Genomic DNA, 16311 nt, shown 5'->3' on the forward strand with positions numbered 1-16311 from the left:
CACCATGACCATCACCCTGGAGCCCTGGGGGCCCGTAGAGCCCCTGGAACCCGCCCTGTCGGTCCGTCAGGTCCTGGCCCTGGAAAGGGTGCTGGCCGGGGAACCCGAGGTGGTGGCGGGCGCGGGCCAGCTCGACCGGCCGGTGCGCTGGGTGCATGTCGCCGAGGCCGCCGACGTCGGCGTCATGCTCAGCGGCGGGGAGATGGTCCTCACCACCGGAGTGCTGCTCGCCGGCGACGACAACGCGCAGACCGAGTACATCCAGTCCCTGCACCGCGCGGAGGCCGCCGCCGTGGTGCTGGGGCTCGGGCGGGCGTTCCCCGCGCCGCCGGATGTGATGCGGCGCGCCGCCGAGCGGTGCGGACTGCCGATGGTCGTACTCCACCGGCCCTTCCCCTTCGCCGAGTTGACGGAGGAGGTCCAGTCCCGGCTGGTCCGGCGGAAGTTCGCCGCCGTCAGCCTGTCGGAGGCGGTACGGACCGCCCTCACCGGTCTGATCACCGCGGGCGCCCCGCTTCAGCTGCTGCTCGACGAGGTCGCCCAGCACGCCGCCTGTCCCGTGGTCGTCACCAACCTCGCCCACCGGGTGCTGGCGACGGCGGGGGAGCGGTCCGCGGTCGACGACGTGCTGCGGGACTGGGAGCGCATCGCCCGCCAGGCCGGCGGCAGCGAGGGCGACGGCTGGATCCGCGCCGAGCTGGGCGGACGCGGGGAGCGGTGGGGGCAGATCATGCTCTGCGGCCATCGCGGCGACACCGCCGGCGGACGGCTCCTCGCCGACCGGGCCGCCGAGGCCCTCGTCCTGCACCGCATGCTCGGCGGCACCTCCGCCCACACCTGGGAGGAGCAGTCCGCGCAGAGTCTGCTCACCGACCTGGTCTCCGGTGTCGTGCCGGCCCGGCAACTGCTGCCCCGGGCCCGGGCGGCCGGGCTCCCCGTCAACCGGCGCACCTTCGTACCGCTGGTCGTCCGTGACGGCGATCCCGCCCAACTGGAGCGCATGCTCCGCCTGTTGGGGATGGCCGGGTTGGTCGCCGAGCTTGCCGACGGTGCCACCGCCGTGCTGCTCAGCCTCGCCCGCGACCAGGACGCCGAGGCGCTCACCGCGCACTTCGCCGCCCGGCTGCGGACCGAGTCCGGGGAGAGCCGTACGGTCGTCGCGGCGGCCGCCCCGCGCATCGTCTGGGACGACGTGTCCGCCGGGCTGCGCGAGGCCCAGCATGTCGCGGACGCCGTGGCCGACTCCTCGGCCGCCCTCGACCTCCCGGCCGTCGTCCGCCTCAAGGACGTCCATCTGCGCGGCCTGGTCCGGCTGCTGCGGGACGACCCGCATGTGCAGTCCTTCGCAGAGCGGGAGCTGGACGGGCTGCTCTGCGCGGCCGGGGACGACCTGCTCGCCGTGCTGCGGACGTATCTGGCCACCGGCCGCAACAAGTCCCGCACCGCCCAGCTCCACCACGTCTCCCGGCCCGCGCTGTACCGCCGGCTGGAGGCGATAGAGGGACGGCTGGGCGTGGACCTCGACGACTTCGAACAGGCCGCCTCGGTGCACATCGCGCTCCTCGCGCACGACGCGCAGCAGAGCTGACGGCGGACGTCCGGCAACACCTCAGAAACATGGAACGACCAGGGAAAACGGTGGTGAAACATGGGTCCGGAAAGACGTGACACGGTGGCACGCCGGACGCCCGCAGGCGTGACACCGTGCAACTCAAAGCAGGCTCTCCGGCTTCCTAGGCTCCTCGTACACCGAGCGACCGGAGGTCCCGATGAGCAGAGTGATCCGTGCCGCCGTCTTCCAGACGGCCTGGACCGGCGACAAGGAATCGATGATCCAGGTCCACGAGCAGGCGGTCCGCGACGCGGCCGCGCAGGGTGCTCAGGTCCTGTGTTTCCAGGAGCTGTTCTACGGACCGTACTTCTGCCAGGTCCAGGACCCGCAGTTCTACGAGTACGCCGAACAGATCCCGGACGGCCCGATCGTCAAGCGTTTCCAGGCGCTCGCCAAGGAGTACGGCATCGTCCTGGTGCTGCCGATGTACGAGGAGGAGCAGCCGGGCGTCCTCTACAACACCGCCGCCGTGATCGACGCGGACGGCTCGTACCTCGGCAAGTACCGCAAGCACCACATCCCGCAGGTAAAGGGTTTCTGGGAGAAGTTCTACTTCCGTCCCGGGAACGTGGGCTGGCCCGTCTTCGAGACGGCCGTCGGCAAGGTCGGTGTCTACATCTGCTACGACCGCCACTTCCCGGAGGGCTGGCGCGCGCTGGGGCTGGAGGGCGCCGAGATCGTCTTCAACCCGTCGGCGACCTCGCGTGGTCTGTCCGCCTACCTGTGGCAGCTGGAGCAGCCGGCGGCGGCCGTCGCCAACGAGTACTTCGTCGGCGCGATCAACCGGGTCGGTGTCGAGGAACTCGGCGACAACGACTTCTACGGGACCTCGTACTTCGTGGACCCGGAGGCCCAGTTCGTCGGCGAGGTGGCGAGCGACAAGGAGACCGAACTCGTCGTCCGCGACCTCGACATGGCCAAGCTGCGCGAGGTCCGCGACCGCTGGCAGTTCTACCGGGACCGCCGCCCGGAGGCCTACGGCCCGCTGACCGCACCGTAAGACCCGAGGTCCCCGCGCCCCTGCCGGGGGCGCGGGGCGGCGTCCGTGCGCGGCTCCGCCGCGGGGCGCGACCGGCCTCGAACGAACCGCACGTCACGACCACAACCCAGCGGAGCGTCCACGCATGAGCACCCGTACCGTCATCCGCGGCGGCCTCGTCGTCACCGCGTCCGACGAGATCCACGCCGACGTCCTGATCGAGGACGGCCGTGTCGCCGCCCTCGCCGCCTGCGGAACCACGGCCGCCGAGGCCTGGACCGCCGAGCGGGTCCTCGACGCCACCGGGAAGTACGTGATCCCGGGCGGAGTCGACGTCCACACCCACATGGAGCTGCCGTTCGGCGGCACCTTCGCCTCCGACACCTTCGAGACCGGCACCCGGGCGGCCGCCTGGGGCGGCACGACGACGATCGTCGACTTCGCCGTGCAGAGCGTCGGACGCAGCCTGCGCGACGGGCTGGACGCCTGGCACGCGAAGGCCGAGGGCAACTGCGCCATCGACTACGGCTTCCACATGATCGTCTCCGACGTGAACCAGGACACGCTGAAGGAGATGGACCTGCTGGTGGAGGAGGGCGTCACCTCCTTCAAGCAGTTCATGGCCTATCCCGGCGTCTTCTACAGCGACGACGGTCAGATCCTGCGCGCCATGCAGCGCTCCGCCGAGAACGGCGGACTGATCATGATGCACGCGGAAAACGGTATCGCCATCGACGTCCTGGTCGAACAGGCGCTGGCCCGCGGGGAGACGGATCCGAGGTACCACGGCGAGGTCCGCAAGGCCCTCCTCGAGGCCGAGGCCACCCACCGGGCCATCAAGCTCGCGCAGGTCGCGGGTGCTCCGCTGTACGTGGTGCACGTCTCGGCGATGGAAGCGGTTGCGGAACTGGCCCGGGCGCGCGACGAGGGGCTCAACGTCTTCGGCGAGACCTGCCCGCAGTACCTGTTCCTGTCGACGGACAACCTCGCGGAACCCGACTTCGAGGGTTCGAAGTACGTGTGCTCGACGCCGCTGCGGCCCAAGGAGCACCAGGCCAAGCTGTGGCAGGGCCTGCGGACCAACGACCTCCAGGTCGTCTCCACCGACCACTGCCCCTTCTGCTTCGTGGGCCAGAAGGAGCTCGGCCGGGGCGACTTCTCGAAGATCCCCAACGGGCTGCCGGGGGTCGAGAACCGGATGGACCTGCTGCACCAGGCCGTCGTCGACGGACACATCAGCCGCCGCCGCTGGATCGAGATCGCCTGCGCCACCCCGGCCCGCATGTTCGGCATGTACCCGAAGAAGGGCACCATCGCCCCGGGCGCCGACGCCGACGTGGTGATCTACGACCCGCACGCCGAGCAGATCGTCTCCGCGGACACGCACCACATGAACGTCGACTACTCGGCGTACGAGGGCAAGCGGCTCACCGGCCGCGTCGAGACGGTCCTGTCGCGGGGCGAACTCGTCATCACCGAGCGGGAGTACACCGGACACGCCGGTCACGGCGTCTACACCCCGCGCTCCACCTGTCAGTACCTCAACTAGGAGCAGCGCACATGGACTTCGGACTCGTCCTGCAGACCGACCCGCCGGCCTCGAAGGTCGTCGAGCTGATGAAGCGCGCCGAGGACAACGGCTTCACGTACGGCTGGACCTTCGACTCCGCCGTGCTCTGGCAGGAACCGTTTGTGATCTACAGCCAGATCCTGGCGAACACCAGCAGGCTGACGGTGGGCCCGATGGTGACCAACCCGGGCACCCGCACCTGGGAGGTCACCGCCTCCACCTTCGCCACCCTCAACGACATGTTCGGCAACCGCACGGTGTGCGGCATCGGCCGGGGCGACTCCGCGATGCGCGTCGCGGGCCGCGCCCCGAACACCCTCGCCCGGATCAGTGCGGCCATGAAGGTCATCAGGGCGCTCGGCTCGGGCCAGGAGGCCGACCTCGGCGGCACGGTCGTCAAGTTCCCGTGGATCAAGGAGGACGCCCGGCTCCCCGTCTGGATGGCCGCGTACGGCCCCAAGGCGCTGAAGATGACCGGCGAGGAGGCCGACGGCTTCATCCTCCAGCTCTCCGACCTCTACCTCACCGAGTACATGGTGAAGGCGGTCAAGGACGCGGCTGTCGCCGCCGGCCGTGACCCCGCCGAGGTGAAGATCTGCGTCGCCGCCCCGGCGTACGTCACCGAGGACGACTCGCCCGAGGCGCTGGCCCACGCGCGTGAGCAGTGCCGCTGGTTCGGCGGAATGGTCGGCAACCACGTCGCCGACCTCGTGTCCAAGTACGGCGAGCACTCCGCCGCCGTACCGGAGGAACTCACCGACTACATCAAGTCCCGTGAGGGGTACGACTACTCGCACCACGGGCGGGCCGACAACCCCGACACCGCGTTCGTGCCCGACGAGATCGTCGACCGGTTCTGCGTCGTCGGACCGGTCGAGAAGCACATCGAGAAGCTCCAGGCACTGCGTGAGCTGGGCGTGGACCAGTTCGCCGTCTACGACATGCACGACGCCCGGGAGGCCACCATCGACGCCTACGGGACACGGGTGATCCCGGCCGTCAACGGCTGACCCGACGCGCGGACCGCCGTACGGCGCACGGACCGCCGTACGGCATCGGATACCGCAGCTCACCGCAGCTCACCGCAGTGACCGCTCAACTCCCCAACCCCCCACTCCAGTTCTCCCCTCCTCCGGCGACCCGGGGGAGGGGGCCGGAGCCCGCACGGCCTTTCCGGATCCGCCCCTCGTTTGATTGGCCTGCCCATGACCGACACCGCTCCCACGGCCATACCGCCGACCTCCCAAGTCACCCTCGCCGACGGCCGGGTGGAGATCGCCCCTGGTTCGCCGCAGCCCAGCGGCCCCTACGCCAACGAGGACCTGCTTCCGGTCCCTGTGGAGAAGCGCACCTGGACCACGTACAACTTCTCCGCGCTGTGGGTCGGCATGGCCCACAACACGGCGTCGTGGACGCTCGCCTCCGGTCTGATCGCCGTCGGCATGGACTGGAAGCAGGCGGTGCTCACCATCGCCCTGGCCAACGTCATCGTGCTGATCCCGATGCTGCTCACCGGGCACGCGGGGCCGAAGTACGGGATCCCGTTCCCGGTCTTCGCCCGCGCCTCCTTCGGCATCCGCGGTGCCAACCTGCCCGCCGTAGTGCGGGCGTTGGTGGCCTGCGGCTGGTTCGGCATCCAGACCTGGATCGGCGGCGAGGCGATCTACTTCCTCGCCGGGAAACTGATCGGAAACGGCTGGAGCGACGCCGGTGAGATCGGCGGCTACGCCTGGACGATGTGGCTGTCGTTCGCGATCTTCTGGGCGATCCAGGTCGCGATCATCTACCGGGGCATGGAGACGATCCGGCGTTTCGAGAACTGGGCGGCGCCCTTCGTCCTCGTCGGCGCCCTGGTGATGCTGATCTGGATGAGCAACAAGGCAGGCGGTTTCGGCCCGTTGCTCGACCAGCCGTCCAAGGTCGGCTGGGGCGCCGACTTCTGGAAGCTGTTCTGGCCGTCCCTGATGGGCATGATCGGTTTCTGGTCGACGCTGTCGTTGAACATCCCGGACTTCACGCGGTACGGAAAGTCGCAGAAAGCGCAGACCTGGGGACAGGCGCTCGGTCTGCCGACCACCATGACGCTGTTCGCGCTGCTGTCGGTGATGGTCACGTCCGGTTCGCAGGCGGTGTACGGCGAGACGATCTGGGATCCGGTACAGCTCGCCGCCAAGACCGACAACGTCTTCGGTCTGCTGTTCGCGCTGGTGACCGTGCTGGTGGCGACCCTGTCCGTGAACGTCGCCGCCAACCTGGTCTCGCCCGCCTTCGACTTCTCCAACATCGCGCCCCGGAAGATCAGTTTCCGGACCGGCGCCCTCGCCACCTGTGTCCTCGGAGTGCTGATCTTCCCGTGGAAGCTGTACTCCGACCCGCAGGGCTACATCTTCACCTGGCTCGGGCTGGTCGGCGGTCTGCTGGGCACGGTCGCCGGCATCCTCATCGCCGACTACTGGATCCTGCGCCGCGGCAAGCTCGACCTGGCCGATCTGTACCGCACGGGCGGCCGCTACTGGTACGACGGCGGCTGGAACTGGCGGGCCGTGGTGGCCTTCGTGACCGGCGGCGTGCTCGCCGTCGGCGGCGCGAGCTTCAAGCCGCTGGTCGACGGACGGCCGATCCCGGCGCTGGAATCCCTCGCCGACTACGGCTGGGCGGTCGGGCTCGGCACATCGATGGTGCTGTACCTGGCCCTGATGCTGCTGCTGCCCGCACGGCAGGAACAGCCCGCGGACGCCGTCTGAGGTGTGGCGCGAGAACGGCCGGAGGAGCGACTCTGCTCTTCCGGCCGTTGCGTGTCCAGGTCCGTGCGGTGCGCGGCGGGGGCGCTCAGCTCTTCTGGCCGCTCGACAGGGCGGCCACCACTTCCTTCGCGGCCTTGATCGCGCCCTTGTTGATCTCGTCCGTGCTGGGCGCCTTCTTCGTCTCGAAGTCGCTGCCGTTGTAGTTGACGACCACCAGCGCGTTCGACACCCGCGCGATGACGACGCCCTCACGGGTCTGCTGCTTGTCCTCGGTCGTCAGGTTCACCACCGAATAGGCCTCGTCGCCGAGCCCCGGGACCGCGCCGCCGCCGCTCTTCTCACCGGTCCGCTCCTTGTACGACGTCTGCGCCGCGTCGTCCGACTCCGTGATCTCGAAGGAGACGTCGAGCCACCGGTAGTCGTATCCCTTGAGGGCGTTCCAGGAGCAGGTCCGGCGCAGATCGGTGTCCGTGGAGGGGATTTCCTTGCCCGCCGTCTTGGCGCCCGGCACGAGTGCGGTGACCGTCTTCGCGGCGATGCCGGTGCACGGGGCGGGCGCGGCGGCGTACGTCTTGGACACAGCCGTGGTGGACGGGCCGGACGCCTTCTCGGACTGGGTCTTCTGCGTGTCCTTGGCCGCGGTGTCCTGCTTTTCGGTGAGCGGGCCGGACGACATCGCCCAGCCCGCGCAGGCGAGCACGACCACGGGGGTCAGGCGCGCGGTGAGGGCGAGCGGCAGTGGGAGTGAGCGCACGGCGCACTTTCGTGGGGGACGGTGCGGACGGGGTCCGCAGTGCGGACAGGAGACGCCAGTGTCACACGACTCCCTGTGGGGTGGAAGTGTGAACTCGCTCCGTGGCCGCGCGGTGACGAAGGGGCCCTGCCCAACCGGGACATCACCGCCCTTCATCAGACATCTTCGCGAGGCGCGGTCGGGCGGCACCCCTGCGACGACCCACCCGCGACACCCGCGTCGCCGCCTATGCGGCGCCGTCGTACGGAACCCCCGTACGGCTTTCTCACGCGGCCTCTTCGTGGGACACGGTGCGGGTGCGGGTGCGGGTGCGCGGCGGGTGGGTACGTACGATCCCGGGAACCGCCGTAGCGCAGTGAGGAGCCCCCGTGTTCACCACCCGCCCCACCCTTCAGGGCACGTTCGGCATGGTGTCGTCCACGCACTGGCTGGCCTCGCAGTCGGCGATGGCCGTCCTCGAGGGCGGCGGCAACGCCTACGACGCCGCCGTGGCCGGGGCGTTCGTGCTGCACGTCGTCGAACCGCATCTCAACGGGCCCGCGGGCGAGGTGCCCATCCTGCTCGCCCCGGCCGGCGGCGAGGTGCGCGTGCTGTGCGGGCAGGGAGTGGCGCCGGCCGGCGCGACGGTCGCCCACTACCGGGCACTCGGCCTGGAACTCGTGCCCGGCACCGGACCGCTGGCGGCGGCCGTGCCCGGCGCGTTCGACGCCTGGATGCTCCTCCTGCGCGACCACGGCACCCGGTCCCTCGACGAGGTGCTGAAGTACGCCATCGGGTACGCCGAACACGGGCACGCGCCCGTGGAGAACGTCGGCGCGACCGTCGAGACCGTACGGGAGCTGTTCGAGACGGAGTGGACCTCGTCGGCGCAGGTGTACCTGCCGGGCGGGAAGCCGCCACGCCCGGGCGTGCTGCTGCGCAACCCCGCCCTCGCCGGCACCTGGAGGCGACTGCTCGCCGAGACCGCCGGGGCGGGCGACCGGGAGGCGCGGATCGATGCCGCGCGAGAGGTGTGGCGGACCGGGTTCGTCGCCGAGGCCCTCGTCCGGCAGGCCGCCCGGCCCACCCTGGACACCAGCGGGGAGCGCCACACCGGCACGCTCACGGCCGCCGATCTCGCCGCCTGGTCCGCCTCCTACGAGGCGCCGGCCACGTACGACTGGAACGGCTGGACGGTGTGCAAGGCCGGTCCCTGGAGCCAGGGTCCGGCCCTCCTCCAGCAGCTCGCCCTGCTCCCGCCCGAGCTGCCCGCGTACGGCTCCGCCGACTACGTCCATCTCCTGATCGAGGGCTGCAAGCTCGCCATGGCCGACCGCGAGGCCTGGTACGGCGACGCGGCCGAGGTCCCGCTGGGCGAACTGCTCGCCACCGGCTACAACGCGGAGCGGCGGCGGCTGATCGGCGACAAGGCGTCGTACGAGCTGCGCCCCGGCAGCCCCGGCGGACGTGTCCCGCGACTGAGCACGCACGCGTACGTGGTCGCCCCCGACGACCCCGCCTTCGACCCCCTGGGCGCCGGCGAGCCGACGGTCGCCCGGCACGGCACGTCCCGCGTGCCGGGCGAGCCGGAGGTGGACGCGCGGGGCGCCACCCGGGGCGACACCTGCCACCTCGACGTCGTCGACCGGTGGGGCAATATGGTCGCCGCCACGCCCAGCGGCGGCTGGCTGCAGTCCAACCCGGTCGTGCCCGAACTGGGCTTCCCGCTCGGCACCCGGCTCCAGATGACCTGGCTGGAGGAGGGCCTGCCGAACTCGCTGACGCCCGGCCGCCGCCCCCGCACCACCCTCACCCCCTCGATCGCGCTGCGCCACGGGGTCCCGGTGCTGGCGTTCGGCACCCCCGGCGGCGACCAGCAGGACCAGTGGCAGCTGCACTTCCTGCTGGCCGTGGCGCTGCGCGCGCGGGTGCGCGGCGGTCTCGACCTCCAGGGCGCGATCGACGCCCCGAACTGGCACAACGACGCCTTCCCCGGTTCCTTCTACCCGCGCGGCATGCGGCCGGGCAGCGTCACCGTGGAGTCCCGGATGCCGCCCGGGGTGGTGGAGGAGCTGCGGCGACGCGGTCATGACGTGACCCTGGGCGACGCGTGGTCCGAGGGCCGGCTGTGCGCGGTCGCCCGTGACCCGGAGACCGGGATCCTGCTCGCGGCCGCGAACCCGCGCGGGATGCAGGGATACGCCGTGGGCCGCTGACGCGGGCGCGGCCCGGGTCACCGGCACGCGTGCGGGACGGCTCGCTCACGCGCGCCTGCGGGGCCGGGCGCTCGTGCGGGAGAGCGGGGCGGATCGCTCACGCCGGAGAGCGGAGGGAAACGTTCCTGTTCTTCATCCCGATTCCACCCGTGATGCACCGGGCAGGTGGGGATTGTCAGTGGGGCGTGCTCTCATGGAGGCATGATCGAAGACACGGAAACCATCGACGAGTTTCTCGCGCGCCACTCGGCCGACGTGGAGGAAGCGGTCCGCAAGGCCGCCGCGGCCGAGATCATGCCCCGCTTCCGGCAGCTCGGCGCGCACGAGGTCGACCAGAAGAGCGGACCGCACGATCTGGTGACGGACGCGGACCGCAACGCGGAGCTCTACCTGACCCGCGCCCTCGGCGCCCTGCTGCCCGGTTCGGTCGTCGTCGGCGAGGAGGCCGTGCACGCCAACCCGGCCACGTACGAGGCGATACAGGGCGACGCGCCGGTCTGGATCGTCGATCCCGTCGACGGAACACGGCAGTTCGTGCACGGCGACGACGGCTTCTGCACCCTCGTCGCGCTCGTCCGGCACGGGGTTCTGCTCGCCTCCTGGACCTACGCCCCGGCCCGCGACCAGCTGGCCACCGCCGTCCGCGGCGGCGGCGCCTTCCTGGACGGCGAGCGACTGTTCGCCGGCCCGCCCGAGCCGGGCCGTGACCTCGTGGTCGCCACCTCCCACCCCGACTACACGACCGACGAGCAGAAGCGCGCCCTGCTGGGCCTGTGGACGGACGGGGTCGCGCCGCGCGCGTGCGGATCGGCCGGGCTCGAGTATCTCGCCATAGCCCGGGGTGAGTCGGACGCCACGGCGTTCTCCTGGGAGGCGGCCTGGGACCACGCGGCCGGGCTGCTGCTGGTGGAGGAGGCGGGCGGTGCCCATCTCACCCTCGACGGCGGACCGTTCCGGGTCACGGGCGGCAACTCCCTGCCCTTCACGGCGGCCCGGGACGCGGCGACGGCCCGACGCGTGGCGGCGCTGCTGTCGGGCGCCGGACCTCGGTCGAGCTGACGCGGGCCGGGAGGCTCCCGCTCCGGGAGCGGGACGGGACCCCGGGCACCACGGGACCGCGGCCACTCCGGCCGGGCGCGAGCGAGGCACTGCCGCGCCGGGGGAGCCTGGACAGTGTCCGGCCGCCGACGCGCAGGACCCTCCGGCGGACGTTCCCCGAGGAGGGTTCGATCGAGGCGTCCGCGGACGTTTCGCGGGCCCCGCGCCGCCGGTGTCGCCGTACCCCCGGCATATCCTGAGTGCGGGGGCCACCGGTCTACGGGGGCCACCGGCTGACGAAGGGGTCGAAGTGCCGTCGATGCTCGATGCGGTCGTGGTGGGAGCGGGGCCCAACGGGCTGACCGCGGCGGTGGAGCTGGCCAGGCGAGGCTTCTCCGTGGCGCTCTTCGAGGCGCGGGACACCGTGGGCGGAGGGGCCCGCACCGAGGAGCTCACCCTGCCGGGCTTCCACCACGACCCGTGCTCCGCCGCGCACCCCCTCGGCATCAACTCACCCGCGTTCCGCGCGCTGCCCCTGGAGCGCTACGGCCTGGAGTGGCTGCACGCCGAGCTGCCCATGGCACACCCCTTTACCGACGGCAGTGCCGCGGTGCTGTCGAGGTCCGTCGCCGAGACGGCCGCCTCCTTCGGGCCGCGCGACGCGGGCACGTACCGCAGGCTGGTCGAGCCCTTCCTGCCCAAGTGGGACACCCTGGCCCGCGACTTCATGTCGTTGCCGCTGACCGCGCTCCCGCGCGACCCGGTCACCCTGGCCCGTTTCGGCCTGGTCGGCCTGCAACCGTCCAGCTGGCTCACCCGCCGCTTCCACGACGAGCGGGCCAAGACCCTCTTCGCCGGACTCGTCGGGCATGTCATGGCCCCGCTGAGCGGCTTCGCCACCGGCGCCATCGGCCTGGTCTTCGCCCTCGCCGCCCACGCCCGCGGCTGGCCGGTGGCCCGTGGCGGCTCCCAGTCCATCTCGGACGCCCTCGCCGCCTACCTCAAGGATCTCGGCGGCAGCATCCACACCGACTACGAGGTCAAGCGCCTCGACGACCTGCCCCCGGCCCGCGCCTACGTCTTCGACACCTCGCCCACCGCGCTCGGCCGCATCGCCGGCTTCGGCAACTACTACGAGGGCTACCGGTACGGACCCGGCGTCTTCAAGATCGACTACGCGCTGGACGGTCCGGTCCCGTGGACGGCGAAGGAGGCCCGCGCCGCCGGCACCGTGCAGATCGGCGCGGACAGCGCGGAGATCGGCGCCGCCCTCAGAGCCGCCTCCCGGGAGGACCGGGCGCCCGACCGGCCCTTCATGATCACGGTGCAGCCCGGTGTCGTCGACCCGAGCCGCGCGCCGGCCGGCCGGCACGTCTTCTGGGCGTACGGCCATGTGCCCAGCGGCTGGACCGGCGACCTCACCGACGCCATGGAACGCCAACTGGAGCGTTTCGCACCGGGGTTCCGCGACCGGGTGCTCGCCAGGGCGACCGCCGGCCCCGCCGAGCTCGCCGCCCGGAACGCCAACTACGTGGGCGGGGACATCGCCTCCGGAGCGGTCTCCGGGCTCCAGATCCTGCTGCGGCCCAAGCTGACGCCGTTCCCGTACGCCACTCCGCACCCGGCCGTCTTCATCTGCTCCTCGGCCACTCCGCCCGGCCCCGGCGTGCACGGCATGTCGGGCCACAACGCGGCGAAGGCCGTATGGCGGAGCCTGCGGCGAGAAAGGTGACCGGCCGCCCTCCGACGGGGGGTATACACGCAGGCATGACCACGATCACGCTCGTCCAGGGCGACATCACCCGGCAGTCCGTGGACGCCATCGTCAACGCGGCCAACTCCTCGCTGCTCGGCGGCGGCGGCGTCGACGGGGCCATCCACCGCCGGGGCGGCCCGGCGATCCTCGACGACTGCCGACGGCTGCGCGCCTCGCGGTACGGCAAGGGCCTGCCCACCGGCCGGGCGGTGGCCACGACCGCGGGGGAGCTGGACGCCCGCTGGGTGATCCACACCGTGGGTCCCGTGTACCAGGTCTCCGGCGGCGACCCCGCCCTGCTGGCCTCCTGCTACCGCGCGTCCCTGGAGGTCGCGGACGAGCTGGGCGCGCGTACCGTCGCGTTCCCGGCCGTCTCCACCGGGGCGTACGGCTGGCCGATGGCGGATGCCGCCCGTATCGCGGTCGAGGCGGTACGCGCGGCGGAGACGGCGGTCGAGGAGGTGCGGTTCGTGCTGTTCGACGAGCAGGCGTACCAGGCGTTCGCCGAGCTGATCGGCTGATCCGCCGGCCGGCTGAACCGGCTGAACCGGCTGAACTGCTGAACCGGCCGACCCGCTGAACCGGCCGACCCGCTGAACCGGCCGACCCGCTGAACCGGCCGACCGGAGGGCCGCTCACCGACGGCCTGCGACGGGCGGTCTGCGACGGACGGCCGGCGGAGGCGACCGGCCGACGAACGGCGACGGTGCCGCGGGGACGCCGTCCGGCGTTCCCGCGGCACCGGTGGCCGGTGAAGGGGGCGGGTGGCCCGTGCCGGGTCAGCCCTCGATGCGGTGGGTGGTCCAGAACGACGTCAGGTCCGTGGTCGTGGCGGCCTGGGCGGCGGCCTTGAACTCGGCCGTGGTCGAGACGCCGTACCAGTGCGAAGTGGCGTAGTCCTTCAGCAGCTTGGTCATCGCGGTGTCGCCGATGAGCCGTCGCAGGTCGTGCAGGGCGCACTTGCCGTAGCCGTAGACGACGGTGGAGTACCGGGAGGAGTGGGTGTCCCAGTAGGCCATCGAGTTGGTGATCTTCTCCGCCGACGAGGCCCACGAGACGCTGCTCCAGCAGCTGGTGCCCGTCTTGCCCAGCGCCAGGTCGGTGGCGTAGTCGGTGAACGACTCGTCCAGCCAAGGGCTGTTGTACTCGTCGTCGCCGACGATCCCGTACCACCACTGGTGGCCGATCTCATGGGTCAGTGCCGTGGTGCTGACCAGGTCGAGGACGAAGCCGGGGTACTCCATGCCGCCGAACCAGAAGTTGTTGTCGATGACGGCGTCCAACTCGCCGTACGGATAGGCGCCGAAGCGGGCGGCGTGCGCGTCCACGGCGGTCTTGGCGGTGGTGAGCATCGACTGCGCGTTGGCCGAGCTGATGCCGGTGACGGAGTAGACGTTGATCGGGGTCCCGGCGGTCGAGGTGCCGGAGATCCTGCTGAACGGGCCGGCCGCCCACGCGAAGTCACGGACCTTGGTGGCGGTGGCCGTGGTGACGGTGCGGCCGCTGGTGCCGGCGGCGTCGACCGAGGCGCCGGTGGCCGGCACCAGGAGGGTGGTCGGATGGTCGAGGGTCACCTTGAAGTCCGCGGCCAGCGAGTAGAACGACTCGCCGTTGTTCGTGTACGGGTCCAGGTGCCAGCCCGCGCCGTCCTTCACCGCCAGCAGGGGCAGCGCGTTGCCGATGAAGCTGAACGCCCCGTCGTAGCCGAACCGGTCGGCGCCGCTGGGCACGGTGATACCCAGGTCGAAGCCGATCGTGGCGCTCTGCCCCTGGGCGAGGGGACTGGCGAGGGTGATCTGCAGGGCCGTGCAGCCCACCGACAGGGCGCCGGCGGTGCCGCCGGTGACGTTGCCGACCGTGATCGGCATCGAGGCGCAGGTGCCGTGGTAGTTGTCCCAGAGCCGCAGGTACACCTCGCTGAGCGCGGTCGCGGAGGCGTTGGTGAAGGTCGCGCTCTCGCGACCGGTCCAGACCGTGCCGGCCGTGTTGCTGGTCAGACTCACGGTGTACGACGGTGCCGCCGGGGTGCGGGTGGCGTCGGCGGGCGGAGCGGTGTCGCCGGAGGTGGTGAGCGCGAGGTCGTCGAGCACGAAGCTCGACTGGAGGCTGGAGTCCTCGGTGCCGGTGAAGGCGAGGCTCACGGTCTGGCCCGCGAACGCCGACACGTCGAACGACTTCTGGACGTAGCCGGTGTTCTTGTCGAGGTTCGAGTACGTGGCCAGTGTGGTCGTGCCGATCTTGGCCGTCAGCTTGTCGTACGCGGTGGACGAGGTCGTCTCGGCCGTGTCGATGTGCAGCCAGAACGTGAGGGTGGCGGCGGCGCACCCGGACGGGATCGTGACGCTCTGCGAGAGCGTGTCGGTGTGCGTGCTGCCCACGCCGTCCAGCCAGGCGAAGGCGGTGCCGCCGTGGGCACTCTGCCCGGTGCGGCTGGTGATCACAGTGGTCGAGGACTGGGTCCACGGTGAGGTGCCGCTCTCGAAGCCACCGTTGGTGATCACCTGGGCCGGGGTGCAGGCGTCGGCCGCGGCGGCCGCCTTCGCGGGCGCGGCAGCCGATCCGCCGGGCGCCACAGCCGCGTGCCCTGGTGCGGCGACGCCGGTTGTGGCGACGCCGTCCGGTACGGCGGCCGCGGCCGGGGCGGAGGTCCCGGGCGCGGCCGAGGCGGCCCGCTCCGGGGTGGCTGCCGCGGGCGCGGCGGGGAGCGAGACGGCGGCCAGTGCGGCGAGGGCGAGCGCGCTCGCGGCGACGGCCTTGCGTGGGGTGGGTCTCACACGTGGCTCCTTTGCGGCGGCCGGGATTCCGGCCTGCTCGGTGGCTGTCCCTGACGGCGTGGGTGTGCCGGAGGGCGGTGCGCGACGGCTGCCGGAAGCGTGACAGATTTGACGCGGCCATGCCATCAGGCATGGGTAAAGGGTCCGCCTCGGAACTGGACCCGATGCCCCCGCCCGCTCCGCGCGCTCCGCCCTGCTCCGCCCCCTCCGCCTGCTCCGCCCGCGGCCTCCGGAGCCTCTCGCGGATCGCCCCGCAGGGTGCGCCACGCATGCGTCGAGGGGTGGTTTTGAACGTGTTCAATTGCGGGCGTACGCTACCGCCATGAGCGACCGAGCCGCCCTGGTGAAGGGCATCCGCGCATGGCTGGGCTTCTTCGTCGTCTGTCTGGTGCTCAGCGGCGCCACGGCCTTCCCGCTGGTGCACGAACTGCGCTGGACCGAGGAGCTGTTGGGTCATCTGTCCGCCCCCGAGCACCTGCCCGGCCTCATGGAGTGGATCGAGCGCGTCCGGCGCGGGCTCGACACCGCCGACGCCGACTACCCCTTCCTCCTCTACGGAACGGACTGGCTGGCCTTCGCCCATCTCGTCATCGCCGTGGCCTTCTACGGCCCCTACCGTGACCCGGTCCGCAATATCTGGGTCGTCGAGTTCTCGATGATCGCCTGCGCCGGAATCGTCCCGCTCGCGCTGATCTGCGGGCCCCTCCGGGGGATTCCCTTCTGGTGGAGCGTGATCGACATGTCGTTCGGGGTGTTCGGGGTGATCCCGCTGTACGTGGTGCGGCGGAAGATCAAGCGGTTGGAGTCGACGGCCGCCGGCGATCCGCTGCCGGCGGTCGCCTGAGTGTGGCCGCCGTCGATGACGCCGTTCCGACCGCGAGGAGGTGCT

12 protein-coding genes are annotated in these 16311 nt (G+C 71.5%); 10 read left to right on the forward strand and 2 right to left on the reverse strand.

Going from position 1 to position 16311, the window contains the following annotated elements; genetic code table 11:
- The first annotated feature begins 4 nt into the window (after nt 1-4).
- From ASD48_RS35985 to ASD48_RS36005, 5 genes are all read left to right on the forward strand, one after another.
- Nucleotides 5-1588, forward strand: a complete 1584-nt coding sequence (locus tag ASD48_RS35985; protein WP_057606053.1) for a PucR family transcriptional regulator — start codon at nt 5-7, stop codon at nt 1586-1588.
- A gap of 181 nt (nt 1589-1769) precedes the next feature.
- The gene (locus ASD48_RS35990) at nt 1770-2612 is read left to right on the forward strand and encodes a nitrilase-related carbon-nitrogen hydrolase (RefSeq protein WP_057606054.1); all 843 of its coding nucleotides are present in this window, start codon (nt 1770-1772) and stop codon (nt 2610-2612) included.
- A gap of 124 nt (nt 2613-2736) precedes the next feature.
- Nucleotides 2737-4140: a dihydropyrimidinase gene (gene hydA, locus ASD48_RS35995; protein WP_057606055.1), complete on the forward strand. Its 1404-nt coding sequence runs from the start codon at nt 2737-2739 to the stop codon at nt 4138-4140.
- A gap of 11 nt (nt 4141-4151) precedes the next feature.
- Nucleotides 4152-5171, forward strand: coding sequence for a TIGR03842 family LLM class F420-dependent oxidoreductase (locus ASD48_RS36000; RefSeq protein WP_057606056.1), 1020 nt, complete (start codon nt 4152-4154; stop codon nt 5169-5171).
- A 195-nt stretch (nt 5172-5366) separates the two neighbouring features.
- Nucleotides 5367-6905, forward strand: a complete 1539-nt coding sequence (locus tag ASD48_RS36005; protein WP_057606057.1) for an NCS1 family nucleobase:cation symporter-1 — start codon at nt 5367-5369, stop codon at nt 6903-6905.
- 85 nt (nt 6906-6990) lie between these two features.
- Here ASD48_RS36005 and ASD48_RS36010 read toward each other — a convergent pair whose 3' ends face one another.
- A complete protein-coding gene (locus tag ASD48_RS36010) occupies nt 6991-7659 on the reverse strand; it encodes a hypothetical protein (protein WP_057606058.1) in 669 nt (222 codons plus the stop codon).
- Between the two features lie 368 nt (nt 7660-8027).
- Here ASD48_RS36010 and ASD48_RS36015 point away from each other — a divergent pair, with 368 nt between their 5' ends.
- The 4 genes from ASD48_RS36015 to ASD48_RS36030 all read left to right on the forward strand — a co-directional run bounded on the left by ASD48_RS36015 (nt 8028) and on the right by ASD48_RS36030 (nt 13169).
- The gene (locus tag ASD48_RS36015) at nt 8028-9854 is read left to right on the forward strand and encodes a gamma-glutamyltransferase (protein WP_057606059.1); all 1827 of its coding nucleotides are present in this window, start codon (nt 8028-8030) and stop codon (nt 9852-9854) included.
- 201 nt (nt 9855-10055) lie between these two features.
- Entirely contained in the window at nt 10056-10913 is an 858-nt protein-coding gene (locus tag ASD48_RS36020; protein WP_057606060.1) for an inositol monophosphatase family protein, read from the forward strand.
- A 298-nt stretch (nt 10914-11211) separates the two neighbouring features.
- Nucleotides 11212-12624: an NAD(P)/FAD-dependent oxidoreductase gene (locus ASD48_RS36025; RefSeq protein WP_057606132.1), complete on the forward strand. Its 1413-nt coding sequence runs from the start codon at nt 11212-11214 to the stop codon at nt 12622-12624.
- A gap of 35 nt (nt 12625-12659) precedes the next feature.
- A complete protein-coding gene (locus tag ASD48_RS36030) occupies nt 12660-13169 on the forward strand; it encodes an O-acetyl-ADP-ribose deacetylase (RefSeq protein ID WP_057606061.1) in 510 nt (169 codons plus the stop codon).
- Between the two features lie 258 nt (nt 13170-13427).
- Here ASD48_RS36030 and ASD48_RS36035 read toward each other — a convergent pair whose 3' ends face one another.
- The gene (locus ASD48_RS36035; RefSeq protein ID WP_057606062.1) at nt 13428-15422 is read right to left on the reverse strand and encodes a M1 family metallopeptidase; all 1995 of its coding nucleotides are present in this window, start codon (nt 15420-15422) and stop codon (nt 13428-13430) included.
- Nucleotides 15423-15744: 322 nt separating this feature from the next.
- Between ASD48_RS36035 and ASD48_RS36040 the strand changes: the two genes are divergently transcribed.
- The gene (locus tag ASD48_RS36040) at nt 15745-16266 is read left to right on the forward strand and encodes a hypothetical protein (protein ID WP_057606063.1); all 522 of its coding nucleotides are present in this window, start codon (nt 15745-15747) and stop codon (nt 16264-16266) included.
- Nucleotides 16267-16311: the final 45 nt, after the last annotated feature.

It is taken from the genome of Streptomyces sp. Root1310 (assembly GCF_001426425.1).
Classification (GTDB): domain Bacteria; phylum Actinomycetota; class Actinomycetes; order Streptomycetales; family Streptomycetaceae; genus Streptomyces.

What these genes read in the sequence shown, in the direction of transcription:
- ASD48_RS36030 (WP_057606061.1), top strand. Translation starts at nt 12,660, where the DNA reads ATGACCACGATCACGCTCGTCCAGGGCGACATCACCCGGCAGTCCGTG.
- ASD48_RS36025 (WP_057606132.1), top strand. Translation starts at nt 11,212, where the DNA reads ATGCTCGATGCGGTCGTGGTGGGAGCGGGGCCCAACGGGCTGACCGCG.
- ASD48_RS35990 (WP_057606054.1), top strand. Translation starts at nt 1,770, where the DNA reads ATGAGCAGAGTGATCCGTGCCGCCGTCTTCCAGACGGCCTGGACCGGC.
- ASD48_RS36040 (WP_057606063.1), top strand. Translation starts at nt 15,745, where the DNA reads ATGAGCGACCGAGCCGCCCTGGTGAAGGGCATCCGCGCATGGCTGGGC.
- ASD48_RS36020 (WP_057606060.1), top strand. Translation starts at nt 10,056, where the DNA reads ATGATCGAAGACACGGAAACCATCGACGAGTTTCTCGCGCGCCACTCG.
- ASD48_RS36005 (WP_057606057.1), top strand. Translation starts at nt 5,367, where the DNA reads ATGACCGACACCGCTCCCACGGCCATACCGCCGACCTCCCAAGTCACC.
- hydA (WP_057606055.1), top strand. Translation starts at nt 2,737, where the DNA reads ATGAGCACCCGTACCGTCATCCGCGGCGGCCTCGTCGTCACCGCGTCC.
- ASD48_RS35985 (WP_057606053.1), top strand. Translation starts at nt 5, where the DNA reads ATGACCATCACCCTGGAGCCCTGGGGGCCCGTAGAGCCCCTGGAACCC.
- ASD48_RS36000 (WP_057606056.1), top strand. Translation starts at nt 4,152, where the DNA reads ATGGACTTCGGACTCGTCCTGCAGACCGACCCGCCGGCCTCGAAGGTC.